The following is a 14,640-nucleotide window of genomic DNA, read 5'->3' as shown; positions in this document are numbered from 1 at the left end:
TCGCCGGTGCCTCACGTGCGCGGGTCGAACGCGACCTCTGGCGTCTGCGCCGACGAGACGCCCGCGTAGGCGATGATCGGCCGCCCTGTCGAGGGATGCGAGAGCACTTCGGCCTCGACGCCCCAGACCTCGCGGATGAGGCTGGGTTCGAGCACCTCGGCCGGCGCTCCGGATGCCACGACCCGGCCGCCGTCGAGCACGATCACGTGATCGGCGTAGGACGCCGCGAGTCCCAGGTCGTGCAGTGCCGCGAGCACCGTGCGCCCCTGTGCGGCGAGCGAGCGCAGGAGTTCGAGACTCGTGAGCTGGGCGCGCACGTCGAGGTGGTTGGTCGGCTCGTCGAGCAGCAGCAGCTCGGGCTCCTGCGCGATCGCCCGCGCGAGGTTCACCCGTTGACGTTCGCCACCCGAGAGCGTCGAGTAGTCGCGACTCGCGAGCGGCTCGAGACCGAGCACGGCGAGCGACTCGGCCACCACGGCGCGGTCGCGCTCGCCGAGCCCCGACCACGCGCCGAGGTGCGGCGTTCGGCCGAGCGCCACGACCTCGTCGACGCGCAGCTCGGGTGCGTCGTGCGTCTCTTGCTCGGCAAGGGCGATGCGCCGGGCGCGGTCGCGTCGGCGCAGGGCGGCGAGGTCGGTTCCGGCGAAGGCGAGCGCACCGGCATCCGCTCGCTCGATGCCGGCGATGAGGTGCAGCAGCGTCGACTTGCCGGCGCCGTTGGGGCCCAGCAGGACCCCGAACGAGCCCTCGGGCACGGTGGCGTCGACGCCGTCGATGATGAGCCGGCCGGTGCGCGAGAAGCGCACGCGTGAGAGGTCGAGCCCGTCGCTCACGAGACCCTCCTTCGCATCAGCAGCACGGCGAACACGGGGCCGCCGACGAGCGCCGTGATGATGCCGACCGGCAGCTCACGCGGATCGAACAACGTGCGGGCGGCCGTGTCGGCCCACACGAGGAACAGGGCGCCGGCGAGCGCCGAGAGCGGCAGCAGGGCGCGGTGACGCGAGCCGACGAGCAGGCGCACGGCATGCGGCAGGATCAGCCCGACGAAGCCGATCGAACCGCTGACCGCCACGAGCGCACCGGTGAGCAGGGCCGTGCCGCCGAGCAGCAGCATGCGGCTGCGACCCACGTGCACGCCCAGGGCGGATGCTGCGGCGTCGCCGAACGCGAAGGCATCGAGCGTGCGGGCGCTCGCGATGAGGGGGATGCCGATGACGAGGAGCGCCCCGCCCGCGATCGCCACCGAGACCCAGTCGGTGCCGGCGAGCGAGCCGAGCAGCCAGTTCAGGATCTCGCGGTAGCTGTCGCCGGTCGCGCTCCAGAAGATCACGAGGCTCGTGAGCGCTCCGAACACGGAGGAGACGGCGAGGCCCGCGAGCACGGTGCGGGTCGGAGTGAGCCCGCCGGTCGTCCCGCCAACGCCGCCGCGACCGGCGGCACCGGCGAGAGCGAGGGTCGCGGCGAGGGCGGCGAGGGCGCCCGCGAATGCAGCGAACGGCAGCAGCAGCCCGACGCCGAGCACGATGACGACGACCGCCCCGACCGAGGCACCCGATGAGAGTCCGAGCAGGTAGGGGTCGGCGAGCGGGTTGCGGGTCAGTGCCTGCATGACCGCGCCGCAGAGGGCGAGGCCCGCGCCGACCGCGGCGGCCGTGAGCACGCGCGGCATGCGCAGTTCCCACACGATGCCGTCGCGCAGCGGGGTGAGGGTGGGTTCGCCGAGCCCGAGATGGGCTGCGACGCTCGCGATGACGTCGGCGGGCGCGAGTCCGGCCGGCCCGATGGTGACGGCGACGACGACGGATGCCGCGAGCAGCACGCCGAGCGTGACGGCCCACGCCGCCGTGCGCCCGCGCCCTCCCGTCGGTCGAGATCCCGTCGGTCGAGCAGGGCGCCCAGCGCCCGTATCGAGACCCGGTGACCCGAAGCTCGGAGTGGAGGTCTCGATACGCTCGCTGGCGCTCGCTCCTCGACCGGCGGGGGTGGGGGACATCAGCCGAGCGCCCCGAGCTGGTCGACGAGCGAGGCGACGGCCGACACGTTGCGCACGCCGGCCTCGGTGGCCGGGAAGTCGACGATGACGTAGCGCTGCTGCTGCACGGCGGGCATGGCCGCCGTGGCGGGGCTCGATTCGAGGTGCGCGATCTTCTGCTCGGCGGTGTTCCACGCGGCGTCGACGAGTACGATCACGTCGGGGTTCGCGGCGACGATCGCCTCCCAGCCCATCGAGGTCCACGTGTCGGCCACGTCGCCGGCGATGTTCTCGAGACCCGCGGCCTGCATGATCATCTGGGGGGCGCCGATGCCGGCGCCGACGAACGGCGTGTCGTCGCCAGAGCTGTACCAGAGGGCGGTGAGCCCGTCAGCGTTCGGCTCGATCGCGTCGAGTTCAGCTCGCTGCGACGTCACGAGGGCTGCCGCGGCATCCGGAACGCCGAAGATGTCGCCCGCCTCCTCGAACTCGCGGAAGACCTCGTCGAAGGTGAGCGGATTCGGCATGTAGCCCTCTCCCTTGCACGCTGCGGGGGCGACGTAGGTGTCGACGCCGAGCTTTGAGAGGGTCTCGCGGTCGCCCGCGCCCTCGGCCGAGAGGTTCGACTCCCAGCCGGCGAAGACGAGGTCGGGCTCGGCCGCGAGCGTGACCTCTTGCGAGGGCACCTTGTCGGAGAGCACGTCGATCTCCGCTGCAGCGCCCTCGAACTCGTCGGGCACCGGCCCGTCGCTGAAGGCGGTGCCGACGACGCGGTCGCCGACGCCGAGGGCGAGCAGCAACTCGAGGGTCGAGGACTTGATGGTGACGACGCGCTCGGGTGCTGCGTCGAAGGTGACCTCGGTGCCGCAGTTGTCGACCGTGACGGGGAACGATGCACTCGCCGCGGCGGATGGCTGGGGCTCGCTGTCGGCCGTCGAGGCGCTCGCGCAGCCGGCGAGCAGCAGGGCGGCGGCGATCGGCGTGATGACGGCGAGCGCGGAACGGGTGGGTGAAGTGGGCATGAGGCCTCCGGGGGTGCGTGCGAATGGATCCGACGAGGTCGGCGACACACGGCCCAAGCCCGGGCCATCACGACCGGTGAAAGCCCACCGGCGGTCGTCCTCATCCTAAGCCGCGAGGCCATTCGAATTCAATACTGGATTCTGGATCCAAAATAGGCCATGATCTCCGTAGCGAGTTGCGGCTCGCGACATGCAAAGCAGCATTCACAACCCGAGAGGACCGCGAGACATGCAGACGACGCCGGTCGAGTTCTACAGCGAAGGGGATCGCATCGCCGCGCTCTGGCGCACGCCCGACGCCCCCGGTCCCTTCCGCGCCATCGTGCAGGGGCCGGGCTGGCTCGGGCTGAAAGACGCCAAGCTCTACGTGCGCTACCACGAGGCGCTCGTCGCGGCCGGCTTCGCGGTGCTCATCTTCGACTACCGCGGCTTCGGCGACTCGGCGGGCGATCGCGGCATCCTGTCGCCCGGTCGCCAGTTGCAGGACCTCGTGAACGCGGTCACCTACCTGACGACGCGCGACGACGTGATCGCCGACGCGATCGGCACCTTCGGCACGGGCGGCACCGGGGGCGGCAACGCCGTGCTGCTCGCCGGCACCGACTCCCGCGTCAAGGCCGCCGTGAGCCAGGTACCTGTCGCCGACGGCACAGACTGGCTGCACCGCATGCGGCAGGAGCACGAGTGGCTCGCCTTCCTCGCCGCACTCGACGAAGACCGGCGCCTTCGGGTCACGACCGGCGCCGGCCGTCTCGTGCACCCCCGCGAAGAGATCATGGTGCCCACGCCCGAGCGGCGGGCAACCACGATCAAGGCCGACGTCGACGACCGCATCCCGAGCGCGATCTCGCTCTCGAGTGCCGAGGAGATCCTCGCCTACCGGCCGATCGACGCGGCCGCGACGCTCGCCACCCCGCTGCTCGTGATCGGCGTTGAGGGCGACGCGACCACGCCGACCGACCACGCCGAGGCGCTCTATGCCGCCGCGAAGGGCCCGAAGCAACTGATCATGCAGCGCCACACGACGCACTACGCGGCGTACGACCGCTACTGGGAACAGACCACCCCGCGCATCGTCGACTGGTTCGACCGCCACGTGCAGCCGAGCGACGTCGAGATCCGCACCACCCCGTCGCCCGGCCAGGGCGAGACCGAAGAACGCCTGGAGGCACCGCAGTGAGCATCGACCTGAGAATCGCCGGCGGCACCGTCGTCACCCCGAGCGGCCCGGTCGTGGCCGACCTGCTCGTCGACGGCGGCCGTGTGGCCGGCATCGTGGCGGCCGACGTCGCCGTCGAGAGCGCCCGCATCATCGACGCAACCGGCCGCCTCGTGCTGCCTGGCATGGTCGACGTGCACGTACACACCCGTGAGCCGGGCTACGAGCACAAAGACGACATTCTGACGACCACGCGGCAGGCCGCGGCCGGTGGCGTCACCACGATCTTCGGCATGCCGAACCTCAAGCCGCCGACCGTCGACGTCGCGACCCTCACCGACGTCTTCGATCGCTACGCATCGAGCTCGATCGTCGATTGGAACCACAACCCCGCCCCCACGAAGTTCGACCAGATCGGGCCGATGGCCGCGATGGGCATTCGCGCGTTCAAGATCTACATGGTCGTCGACACGGGCCGCAGCTACCCGCACCCCGCCGGCACGGGCATCCACGACCACGGCCACCTGCTGCAGATCATGGACGAGATCGCCAAGACCGGCATCCGCTTCATCGTGCACCCGCACGACCAGGCGCTCATGGACTACATCGAGGGCGAGGTGCTCGCCCGTGGCGACAACACCCCGCAGGGCTACGCCTCGGCGTACGCCGCCCGCGAAGGCGTCATCTGGGACACGGCGATCGATGTCGTGCTGCGGCTCGCCGAGGCATCCGGTTGCCCCGTGCACATCGCCCACATCCAGACCCGTCGATCGATCGAGGCGGTGCGCCGGGCGAAGGAGCGCGGCGTCGACGTCACGTGCGAGGTGAACCACTGGGCGCCGTTCCTCTCCACCTGGAACGACGTCGAGACCCTCGGGCCGTACGCGCTGAGCTACTGGGTGCCCGACGACAATCGCGCCGCCATCTGGGAGGGCATGCGCGACGGCACCATCGACATCGCGAGCTCCGACCACGCGCCGCACACGCGCGAAGAGAAGGAGATCGGGTGGACCGAGATGTGGAGCGCGCACACCGGCACGCCCGGCATCCAGTACTACTACGAGCTCATGCTCGACGCCGTGAACCGCGGTGAGCTCACGCTCGACCGCGTCGTGGAGATGGTGGCCGAGGTACCGGCCGCCAAGTTCGGCCTCGCGGGCGTCAAGGGCATCCTCGAGGTCGGCGCCGACGCCGACATCGTGATCGCCGACCTCGACCACGAATGGACGATCACCGACGACGACGTGCTGTCGAAGATCGGCTGGACGCCGTACAACGGCCGCACGATCAGCACCCGCATCGAGCGCACGCTCGTGCGCGGCCGGGAGGTGTACGCCGACGGCGCCGTCGTCGGCGAGCCCGGATATGGAAAGCTCGCGGCCGCTCCGGCCGAACGCACGGCCGAACTGGCCGCAAAGGAAGGGAACTGACCATGAAGTTCGGTCTGCTGCTGCCGCATTTCGGCGAAGAGGCGAGTCGCGACAAGCTGCTCGAGGGGTCGAAGCTCGCCGAGAAGATGGGCTTCGACTCGGTCTGGGTGCGCGATCACCTGGTCTTCGAGCCGCACGGCGAGATGGAGAAGCCTAACCGCACCTTCTACGACGCGCTCACGACGCTGACCGCGATCGGCGCCGTGACCGAGAAGATCGAGCTCGGCACCGGCTCGCTCATCCCCTTCCGGCACCCGCTGCTCACGGCGCTCATGGCCGGCACGATCACGCAGCTCGTGGGCCCCCGCCTCATTCTCGGCTTCGGCGCCGGCACCTTCGATCACGAGTTCGAGGCGGTCGGCTGGGGCGACATGGATCGCGTCGAGGCCGTGCGCTCGAACGCCGAGATCCTGAAGCGCGTCTTCACCGAGAACGACGTCAGCTACGACGACGGCATCTTCAAGTTCGACAATGTCACGATCGAGCCGAAGCCCGTCGGCGGCCGGGTGCCGTTCTGGTACTGCGGTGCGACGCCACGTTCGGCCCGCCTCGCCGCCGAGTACGCCGACGGCTGGATGCCAGGCCGCATCTCGCTCGCGTCGATGGCCAAGCGCATCGGGGTCATGAAGGAGATGACGGATGCCTCGGGCCGCCCGATGCCGACCGTCGCCGTGATTCCGCCGACCTCGATCGAGGAGACGCGCGAAGCCGCGCTGAAGGACGTCAACGTGCCGGGCCTGCTCGCGTGGGCCAACAAGGCGAAGTTCGCCGTGAAGCCGCCGTCGGGTAGCTTCGAGACCGTCGAAGACCTCGAGGGCCAGCTCATCGTCGGCAATCCCGAACAGGCCGTTGAAGAACTCAAGAAGTTCGAAGCCACCGGTGTCGAGCACCTCGTCTTCGACTTCCGTTTCAAGTTCGATCGCTTCTTCGAGCAGATCGAGCTGCTCGGCAGCGAGGTGCTGCCGAAGATGCGCTGACGGGGCGACGAGGCTTCCGTGACGGCGAGAGAGAGTGCAACGATGACGACGACGACCATCGAACGACCCGAGCCCGGGGCATCCGCGCCGCTGATCTCGGTTCGCAACCTCACCGTGAGCTACAACGTGGCTCGAACGGGCAAGACCCTCACCGCGATCGAGGGCGTCGATCTCGACGTGCGCGAGGGCGAGTTCGTGACGGTGCTCGGTCCATCGGGCTGCGGCAAGACGACGTTCATGAACGTCATCGCCGGGCTCGTGAAGCCGACCTCCGGCGAGGTGCTCGTCGACGGCCGGCCGGTGACCGGCCCCGGCCCAGATCGCGCCGTCGTGTTCCAGGACTACGCGCTGCTGCCGTGGCGCACCGTGTTCGACAACGTGAAGTTCGGCCTCGAGATGCAGTCGCGCCTGAAGGGCGACGGATGGCGCGACCGAGTGCAGGAGGCGGTCGAGCTCGTCGGCCTCAAGGGCTTCGAGTCCTCGTATCCGCGCGAGCTCTCGGGCGGCATGCAGCAGCGCGTGGGGCTCGCGCGGGCGATCGTCGCCGAGCCCCGCATCCTGCTCATGGACGAGCCGCTCGGCGCCGTCGACGCGCTCACCCGCGAGGTGATGCGCGACGAGATCGAGAAGCTCATCGCCGCGACCGGCAAGACCGTGCTCTTCATCACGCACTCGATCGAGGAGGCGATTCTGCTCGGCGATCGGATCGTCGTGTTCAAGAGCCACCCCGGCGCGATCAAGGAGGTCATCGAGACCGGCCTCGAGCGCCCGCGCAGCGAACGCAGCGTGCAGAGCGAGCCGCGGTTCCTCGAGCTGCGCGACCACCTCTGGGAGGCGCTGCAGCACGAGGCGACCGCGGCGGCGAGGGTCGCCGGCTCATGAGCGCGATGAGCGCGATCTTCGCGAGCGGGCCGAACATCGGTCGCCGCGGGCTCGCATCGTGGCTGGCCGGCCTGAGCGCCGGCGGCCGCGCCGCGGTGCTCGCGGTCGAGGTGCTGCTGCTGCTCGTCGTCTGGCAGCTCGTGGTCGGCGTGTGGGGGCTCGTCAACCCGGTCTTCTTCCCGGCGCCGCTCGACATCGCACGCGGGTTCGGCGAGCTCGTCGCGAGCGGCTCCCTCGCCGCCAATGCTGCCATCTCGTTGCAGGCGTGGCTCATCGGCTTCGCGCTCGCGGTGGTCGTCGGCATTCCCGTGGGCCTGCTGATGGGCGGCTCGCTGCCGGTCGACAAGGTCGTCGGGCCGATCGCCTGGACCATCTACGCGACGCCGACGATCGCCTACCAGCCGCTCAGCAAGGCGTGGTTCGGGTTCGGCATCGGGCCCGTGATCTTCCTCGTGACGGTGAGCGCGCTGTTCCCCATCCTCTTGAACGTCGCCGCCGGCATGCGCACCACGAGCCCCTCGCTGCTGCGGGCCGGGCGCGTGTATGGGGCATCCCGATTCGAGCTCTACCGCAAGGTGTTCCTGCCCTCGACGGTGCCGTTCCTCTTCGCCGGCCTGCGGCAGGCCGTCGTGCTCGCCACGATCGGCATGGTGGTGGCCGAGATGACGGGCTCGTCATCCGGCATGGGCGCGCTCATCATCAAGGCCGCCAACACGTACCAGACCGACCAGGCGTTTGCCGCGATCTTCGTCGTCGTCATCTGGAGCGTCTCGATGACCCAGGTCGTGAGCCTCGTCGAGCGCTGGACCGCTCCCTGGACCCGGAAGGCACGACGATGACGACCATCTCGATCGAGGCCGTGAACGCACCGCCGCTGCGGCGCCACCGGCGCCTGCCCGACAAGTGGGCCTGGCTCCTGATGGCGGTCGTCGCCGGAATCCTGCTCGTCTGGGAGGCGGCGGTCAGCTGGCTGCACCTCGTGCCCGAGTCGTTCCTGCCGCCGCCGACTGCGGTCGCCGCCGCGTTCGTCGAACTGCTCGGCCGCCCCGACTTCTGGCAGGCGTTCGTGTTCAGCCTGCAGAACCTCGCGATCGGGCTCGTGCTCGCGGTCATCGTCGGCGTGATCGTCGGCCTCGCCGTCGGCTGGTCGCCCGTGCTCCGCTTCACGGTCGCGCCGTTCCTCTGGCTGCTGTACTCGACGCCCAAGGTGGCGCTCGCGCCGCTCTTCATCCTCGTGCTCGGTCTCGGCAACGAGTCGAAGATCGCGCTCGTCTTCCTGCTTGCCGTGTTCCCGATCATCCTGAACACCATGGAGGGCGCGGTCACGGTGAACGCGTCACTCGTGAACGCCGCGCGGGTCTACAACGTCAACGGCGTCGCCCTCGGCTGGAAGGTCATCTTCCCGGCGACCCTGCCGTACAGCCTCGCCGGCATCCAGCGCGGCGTCGCGCTCGGCTTCACCGGCGAGGTGCTCGGTGAGTTCCTCGGCGGAGCGGGCGGCCTCGGCCACTTGCTCGAGTTCGCCGCGTACCAGTTCGAGATGGCCGAGGCCATCGCGATGGTGTTCGTGATGGTCATTGTCGCGAACCTGCTGCTGGCGCTGATCTCGGCGCTGCGCAAGCGGCTCGCCCCTTGGTACGACGACCGCCAGGTCATGTACGGGGCCTAGGGCGATGCAGAAGCAGGTCATCGTCGCCGACGGCGTCTACCCGCCCACGGCCGAGTTCAGCCAGGCGATCCGGGTATCGGGCGGCGACCTGCTGTTCGTCAGCGGCATTATCGGCATGCGAGCGGATGGGTCGATGCCGGCGTCGACCGTCGAACAGGTCGAGCTCGCCTTCGAGAACCTCGCGAGGGTGCTCGTCGCCGCGGGTGCCGGTCTCGCAGACGTCGTGAAGGTCAACGTGTTCGTGCGCGACGACTTCCGGTTGTTCCGCGACGAGATCCGTGAGATCCGCGCCCGGTACTTCACGGCCGACTTCCCGGTCTCGACGCTCGTGCAGGTCGCGGGATTCGCCTCGCCCGACTACCGCTTCGAGATCGAGGCGATCGCGGCCGTGCCGACCGGGCAGTCGCCGCCGCACTGCAGTTGATTCGGCCTCACCGCCGACCCGAAGCCGCCGGTCCCCGTCTCATGCGCGATGACGGGGGCCGGCTTTCGCTGTCGCCCGCAGCGGGCACGCATGCGAAAGGGCCCTCGCCGCCATGCGCTGCGGTGAGGGCCCTTCGTCATGCCAGGTGCTCAGGGATAGGGCAGCGTGACCGGCCCCTCGTTCGTGAGGTCGAGCAGCTCCTGCGCCTTCTCGAGGTAGACGAGCTGTGCGTCGTCGAACTCGATCGGCTCCAGTTCCTGCGTCTCGATGGTCGTGTCCCAGGCCTCCGCATCGAAGTAGAGGTTGGGGCACGCGAGGTGCGCGTCGAGCACCCAGGGGCTGTCGAGCTCGCGCAGCGCCGCCACGTCGAAGTCGTTGGCCTCGTAGATGTCGAGCACCTGGTCGACGTTCTCGGGGAACTCGCCGGGCGCGGGTGCGGTCATGAAGTCGACCGCCTTGATCGTCGCCCGCAGGAACCGCACGAGCGTGTTCGGGTTCTCGGCAGCCCAGCCGCTGCCCGCGACCTGCACGTCGTTCGCCCAGTTGCGCAGCGTCTCGACCACGATGTTCGCGTCGTGCTCCTCGAGGGCCGGCAGGTCGTCGCCGTAGAACGGCTGCAACGAGATCTTGTCGTTGACGAAGAACTCGGTCCACGACTCCGAGCCCGGGCCCGGGTAGACGACCTCGACGTTCACCGTGTCGAGATCCCAGCCCTCCTCCTTCAGCACGCGCTTGCGCTGGAACTCGGCAGGGTCGCCGGGCGTGCCGGCCAGCACGACGGAGGTGCCGTCGAGCTGCTCGACCGAGGTGATGCCGCTCTGCGCCGCGAAGTCGAAGTTCTGCCGGCAGTAGTGACCGCCGACGAGCTCGAGCTCGACGCCGCCGCGAATGGCCTCGATGACGGTGCCGGTCGAGTCGACGCCGATGTCGGCGCTGCCGCTCGCGACGGCGGCCGTCACGTTGTCGGCGGTGATGACCTCGACGGTGAGGCCCTCCTCCTCGTAGTAGCCGAGGTCGGTCGCGAGCACGTACATCGAGTACATGGTGATGTCGGGGAAGGGGATGGCCACCGTGATCTCGGTGTCTTCGGCGGCGCCCACCTCCCCGTCGGGGAAGCTGACGGATTCTGGTTCCGCGCCGCCCCCGGCGGCGGCGCAGCCGGTGAACAGCGTGAACGCTGCCACTCCGGCGGCCGCTGCGAGGCCGTATCGTCGGATGGATCTGCGCATGACTCTCCATTCTTGGCGGGTGACTCGCAAGCCGGCTCCCGCGGAGAACGGATGCCTCTCGCGAATTGATGGATACCGTATCCAATTTGCGCACCGGTGTCCACGGTTTTCTTCCGACCGACTTCGGGAGACGATTGCTGCACCTCTGGACGCGGTGTCTCATTTTGGATACCGTATCCAGAAGTAGATGGCACGGATGCCGTCGACCCGACGAATCGAGGAAGCACGTGCGCGCAGCCCTGCTCACCTCGCATGGCCTCGACGGCCTCAGCGTCGTCGACGACCTCGATCGCCCGGTCCCAGCAGCGGGCGAGGTGCTCGTGCGCGTGCAGACGGTCGGCGTCAACCAGCTCGACCTCAATGTCATCGCCGGTCTCGGTCCGGGCGCCGCAGCCCGACTGCCCCGAGTGCTCGGGCTCGACCCTGCTGGCGTCATCGAGGCGGTCGGTTCCGGCGTGAGCCCGGCCCGCGTCGGTGAGGCCGTCGTCGTGAAGCCCAATATCCCGTGCGGCAGTTGCGCGGCGTGCGCCGCCGCGCGCGAGGCCGATTGCGCCGCGCAGACCGTCGTGGGCGTGCACCGCGAAGGCGGTGCGGCCGAGTACGTCGCCGTGCCTGCAGCGAGCGCCTTCGCCCGCGGCCGGCTCGCACCCGAGCTCGCGACCGCAGCCGTACACAGCCTGCCGATCGTCATCAACGCCCTCGACACCATCGGGCTCGTCGCCGGCGAGCGCGTGCTCGTCACCGGTGCGGGCGGCACACTCGGGCAGGCAGCCGTCGACTACGCGCGTCACCTCGGGGCAGAGGTGACCGCGGCATCCCGCCGGCCGATCGAAGCCGCCGACGGTGTGCGTCGTCTCATGGCGACGGATGCCGCTGCGCTCGCCTCGGCGCTCGAAGCGACCGGCGCCCCGGGGTTCGACGTCGTGCTCGACGTCAGTGGCCACGCCGCGCTGCTCGGTGCCGGCATCGCCGCGCTCGCCTGGGGCGGCCGTGCCGTGTTCTGCGCGGCCTCGATCGACTCGCGGCTCGAGATCGACGCCCGCGAGTTCTACCTCCGTCGCAAGCGCCTGCACGGCGTCGCGAGCGCCGACCTCGAGCAGGTGCGCCGCGCCCTCGAGCTCGTGCAGCACGGCGAGGTCACAGTTCACGTCGGCTCGCGGCATCCGCTCGACGAGATCGCGACCGCCTACCGCGACTTCGCCGTTGCGCCGCCCGGAAAGGTGATCATCGATGTCGCCTGACCTCGTCGACCGCACCCGCCTTCGCGCGTCGCTCGAGCGCATCGCGAGCGAGGCGGCGAACGACCGCGCCTCCCACGTCGCGCGGCCGTGGGTGTCGGCGCGGCTCGAGCGCGACACGATCGCCGTGTCGAACTTCACGCAGTTCCGAGTCGAACACGAGTTCCGCGCCGACGAATCCGTCGAGCGGGGCGGCCACGACTCGGCGCCGAGCCCGCTGCGCTACCTCCTGAGTTCGATCGCGTTCTGCGTGCTCGGATGGTGCGCGAAGACCTGGGCGGCGGCGGATGTGCCGGTGCATCGCCTCGAGGCGGACGTGCGTACTCGACTCGACCTGCGCGGAGAGCACCGGGTCGGCGAGGTGCCGCCCCACCCGACCTGGTTCGTACTCGAGCTGCGCGTCGATGACGAGACGGACGCCGACCACGCGACGTCGCTGGCACGCGAGGCGGTCGACCGCTGCCCGGTCAGCGCCCTGATCGCGCGGGCGGTGCCCGTGCACCTGATCGTCGTGCATCACGGTGCCACGGTGCTCGACGAGCGACCCGACGAACTCCGATCCGAACACCGAGAGGAACAGACCAGATGAGCACTACGACGACCGGCCGCGGAGGCCCGCTCGCCGGCATCCGGGTGATCGAACTCGGCCAGTACATCTCGGGGCCGTTCGCCGCGAAGCTGCTCGCCGACCTGGGCGCCGACGTCGTGAAGGTCGAGTCTCCGGGCGGCGACCCGATGCGGCGCTGGGAGGGCGGCGGCGACTCGAGCCCGCAGTTCGCGGCGTACAACCGCAACAAGCGCGCCGTCACCCTCGACCTGAAGACCGAGGCCGGCCTCGCCGACCTGCTGGCCCTGGCCCGCGACGCCGACGTGCTCATCGAGAACTTCCGGCCGGGGGTCGCTGCACGGCTCGGTTTCGGTCGCGACACGCTTGCCGAGCTCAACCCGCGGCTCATCACATGCTCGCTCACGGGGTTCGGCCCGACCGGGCCGCTCGCGGCGCGGCCGAGCTACGACACGGTGATCTCGGCGATCGGCGGCATGTACAGCCAGGTCGTGCCCGCCGACGTGCTGCGTCCGCTCGGCCCGGCCTTCTCCGACCTGCTCTCGGGCATGTCGGCCGCGCAAGCGGTGCTCGCCGCCCTGCACGCCAGGGGCGACGGCCCCGGCGAGCACATCGAGGTCTCGATGGTCGGCTCGCTCATCGACTTCCTCACCGAGGCGGCATCGACGTACCTCGAGACCGGGCAGGTGGCGGGCCCCGATTCGCGGCCGCGCCGGGCACAGGCGTACGCCTGCGAGGGCTCAGACGGTGGCGCGTTCGTGATCCACATGTCGGTGCCCGAGAAGTTCTGGATCGGCCTGCTCGAGGTGCTCGAGCGGCCTGACCTCGCCGCGGACCCCCGGTTCGCGACCCGCGAGGCCCGCGTGCGCAATTACGACGAACTCGATGCCGAACTGAAGGCGATCACCGCGCGGCATCCGCGTGCCCACTGGCTGGCCCGGCTCGAGGCGCACGACATTCCGCACGGCCCGCTCAACACCGTGGCCGAGCTCTTCGACGATCCGCAGATCGCCTCGATGGGCCTCGTCGAAGAGCTCGAGCGAGCGGATGGCTCGACGGTGCGGGTGCCCGTGCACAGCACGTCGTTCAGCCGCAGCGGCCGGCCCGTCTACCGCGCTGCGCCCGGGCTCGGCGAGGGCAACGCCGAACTCCTCTCGACCGCGGGCGAACCGCGCTCGACCGCCGACGAAGGGATCCACGCATGAACCGGCCTGACGACCTCGTCGCGATCGACGTGCACACGCACCCGCAGACCGAGGAGTTCCTCGCCGCGATGGGCGGGCGCCACCAGCAGATGTCGGCGCACTTCGGGCGCGAACGGCCCGTGGTCTCGTTCGCAGAGCAGGCCGACCAGTATCGCGAGCAGCGCATGATGGCCGTCATCGTGAACTCCGACTCCGAGACGACCTCGGGCATTCCCGGTGCCCCGAACGACCTGCTCGGCCGGGCGCAGGCCGACCACCCCGACGTCTTCATCGCCTTCGCGGGCATCGACCCGTGGAAGGGCGAGGCAGCCGTCGCCGAGATCCGTCGCATGCACGCCGAGTACGGCATCAAGGGCGTCGGTGAGCTCAACCCGTCGCGGCAGCAGTTCCTGGCGAACGACCGGCGCTTCTACCCGATCTGGGAGACCTGCGCCGAGCTCGGCCTCGTCGTGATGTTCCACTCGGGGTTCCCCGGCGCGGGTGCCGGCACGCCGGGCGGCGGCGGCTACCGGCTCGAGAACGCGCGGCCGGTGCCGTACATCGACGATGTCGCCGCCGAGTTCCCCGAGCTCAAGATCATCAGCGCCCACCCGGCCTGGCCGTGGCACCTCGAGAACCTCGCGATGGTGTGGCACAAGTCGAACGTCTACCTCGACCTCTCGGGATGGGCGCCCAAGTACCTGCCGCCGGAGGTCGTGCGCTACGCCGACTCGCTCATCACCGATCGCGTGCTGTTCGGCTCCGACTGGCCGGTCATGACGGCCGAGCGCTGGATGGGGGAGTTCGCCGAGCTGCCCTTCAAAGACGAGTCGCGGCAGAAGATCCTGCTCGAAAACGCCCGCACGCTCTTCGGCATCTGACCCGC

Annotated in this window: 15 protein-coding genes; 11 read left to right on the top strand and 4 right to left on the bottom strand. The window is 70.0% G+C overall.

All coding sequences use genetic code 11. The annotated features are described in order from the left end of the window. Positions 1 to 11 precede the first annotated feature (11 nt). Genes H521_RS22655 through H521_RS0109790 form a run of 3 tightly spaced genes read right to left on the bottom strand, consistent with a single transcriptional unit; the run spans position 12 to position 2,997 of the window. A complete protein-coding gene (locus tag H521_RS22655; RefSeq protein WP_022892846.1) occupies positions 12 to 833 on the bottom strand; it encodes an ATP-binding cassette domain-containing protein in 822 nt (273 codons plus the stop codon). Continuing rightward, complete coding sequence (locus H521_RS22650) at positions 830 to 1,996, bottom strand: putative F420-0 ABC transporter permease subunit (RefSeq protein WP_084512205.1); 1,167 nt, start codon at positions 1,994 to 1,996, stop codon at positions 830 to 832. The genes H521_RS22655 and H521_RS22650 overlap by 4 nt, the downstream gene beginning before the upstream one ends. Then, positions 1,996 to 2,997: a putative F420-0 ABC transporter substrate-binding protein gene (locus H521_RS0109790; protein WP_022892844.1), complete on the bottom strand. Its 1,002-nt coding sequence runs from the start codon at positions 2,995 to 2,997 to the stop codon at positions 1,996 to 1,998. Before H521_RS0109790 ends, H521_RS22650 begins: the two co-directional genes overlap by 1 nt. Before the next feature lie 229 nt (positions 2,998 to 3,226). Here H521_RS0109790 and H521_RS22645 point away from each other — a divergent pair, with 229 nt between their 5' ends. The 7 genes from H521_RS22645 to H521_RS22640 are packed head-to-tail and all read left to right on the top strand — an operon-like array spanning position 3,227 to position 9,538. Continuing rightward, positions 3,227 to 4,177, top strand: coding sequence for an alpha/beta hydrolase (locus H521_RS22645; RefSeq protein ID WP_022892843.1), 951 nt, complete (start codon positions 3,227 to 3,229; stop codon positions 4,175 to 4,177). Continuing rightward, positions 4,174 to 5,586, top strand: coding sequence for a dihydroorotase (locus tag H521_RS0109780; protein ID WP_022892842.1), 1,413 nt, complete (start codon positions 4,174 to 4,176; stop codon positions 5,584 to 5,586). Before H521_RS22645 ends, H521_RS0109780 begins: the two co-directional genes overlap by 4 nt. A 2-nt stretch (positions 5,587 to 5,588) precedes the next feature. Beyond that, a complete protein-coding gene (locus tag H521_RS0109775) occupies positions 5,589 to 6,563 on the top strand; it encodes an LLM class flavin-dependent oxidoreductase (RefSeq protein ID WP_022892841.1) in 975 nt (324 codons plus the stop codon). Positions 6,564 to 6,605: 42 nt separating this feature from the next. Beyond that, entirely contained in the window at positions 6,606 to 7,445 is an 840-nt protein-coding gene (locus tag H521_RS0109770) for an ABC transporter ATP-binding protein (RefSeq protein ID WP_022892840.1), read from the top strand. Continuing rightward, positions 7,442 to 8,284 carry an ABC transporter permease gene (locus H521_RS0109765; RefSeq protein WP_022892839.1) on the top strand — a complete coding sequence of 281 codons (843 nt, stop codon included), beginning with the start codon at positions 7,442 to 7,444 and terminating at the stop codon, positions 8,282 to 8,284. The genes H521_RS0109770 and H521_RS0109765 overlap by 4 nt, the downstream gene beginning before the upstream one ends. Continuing rightward, on the top strand, positions 8,281 to 9,114 hold the full coding sequence (locus H521_RS0109760) for an ABC transporter permease (RefSeq protein WP_022892838.1): 834 nt from the start codon (positions 8,281 to 8,283) through the stop codon (positions 9,112 to 9,114). The genes H521_RS0109765 and H521_RS0109760 overlap by 4 nt, the downstream gene beginning before the upstream one ends. Positions 9,115 to 9,118: 4 nt before the next feature. Next, the gene (locus H521_RS22640; RefSeq protein WP_022892837.1) at positions 9,119 to 9,538 is read left to right on the top strand and encodes a RidA family protein; all 420 of its coding nucleotides are present in this window, start codon (positions 9,119 to 9,121) and stop codon (positions 9,536 to 9,538) included. A 149-nt stretch (positions 9,539 to 9,687) separates the two neighbouring features. Here the strand turns inward: H521_RS22640 and H521_RS22635 are convergent, their stop codons facing one another. Then, positions 9,688 to 10,767: an ABC transporter substrate-binding protein gene (locus H521_RS22635; RefSeq protein ID WP_051159245.1), complete on the bottom strand. Its 1,080-nt coding sequence runs from the start codon at positions 10,765 to 10,767 to the stop codon at positions 9,688 to 9,690. A 227-nt stretch (positions 10,768 to 10,994) separates the two neighbouring features. Between H521_RS22635 and H521_RS0109745 the strand changes: the two genes are divergently transcribed. The 4 genes from H521_RS0109745 to H521_RS0109730 are packed head-to-tail and all read left to right on the top strand — an operon-like array spanning position 10,995 to position 14,635. Then, positions 10,995 to 12,008: an alcohol dehydrogenase catalytic domain-containing protein gene (locus H521_RS0109745; protein WP_022892835.1), complete on the top strand. Its 1,014-nt coding sequence runs from the start codon at positions 10,995 to 10,997 to the stop codon at positions 12,006 to 12,008. Further along, the gene (locus tag H521_RS0109740; RefSeq protein WP_022892834.1) at positions 11,998 to 12,594 is read left to right on the top strand and encodes an OsmC family protein; all 597 of its coding nucleotides are present in this window, start codon (positions 11,998 to 12,000) and stop codon (positions 12,592 to 12,594) included. Before H521_RS0109745 ends, H521_RS0109740 begins: the two co-directional genes overlap by 11 nt. After that, on the top strand, positions 12,591 to 13,775 hold the full coding sequence (locus tag H521_RS22630) for a CaiB/BaiF CoA transferase family protein (RefSeq protein ID WP_022892833.1): 1,185 nt from the start codon (positions 12,591 to 12,593) through the stop codon (positions 13,773 to 13,775). The genes H521_RS0109740 and H521_RS22630 overlap by 4 nt, the downstream gene beginning before the upstream one ends. Further along, complete coding sequence (locus H521_RS0109730) at positions 13,772 to 14,635, top strand: amidohydrolase family protein (protein WP_022892832.1); 864 nt, start codon at positions 13,772 to 13,774, stop codon at positions 14,633 to 14,635. Before H521_RS22630 ends, H521_RS0109730 begins: the two co-directional genes overlap by 4 nt. The last annotated feature ends 5 nt before the right edge of the window (positions 14,636 to 14,640 follow it).

The organism is Agromyces subbeticus DSM 16689 (assembly GCF_000421565.1).
GTDB lineage: Bacteria > Actinomycetota > Actinomycetes > Actinomycetales > Microbacteriaceae > Agromyces > Agromyces subbeticus.
This window is presented reverse-complemented; position numbering and strand designations above follow the sequence as displayed.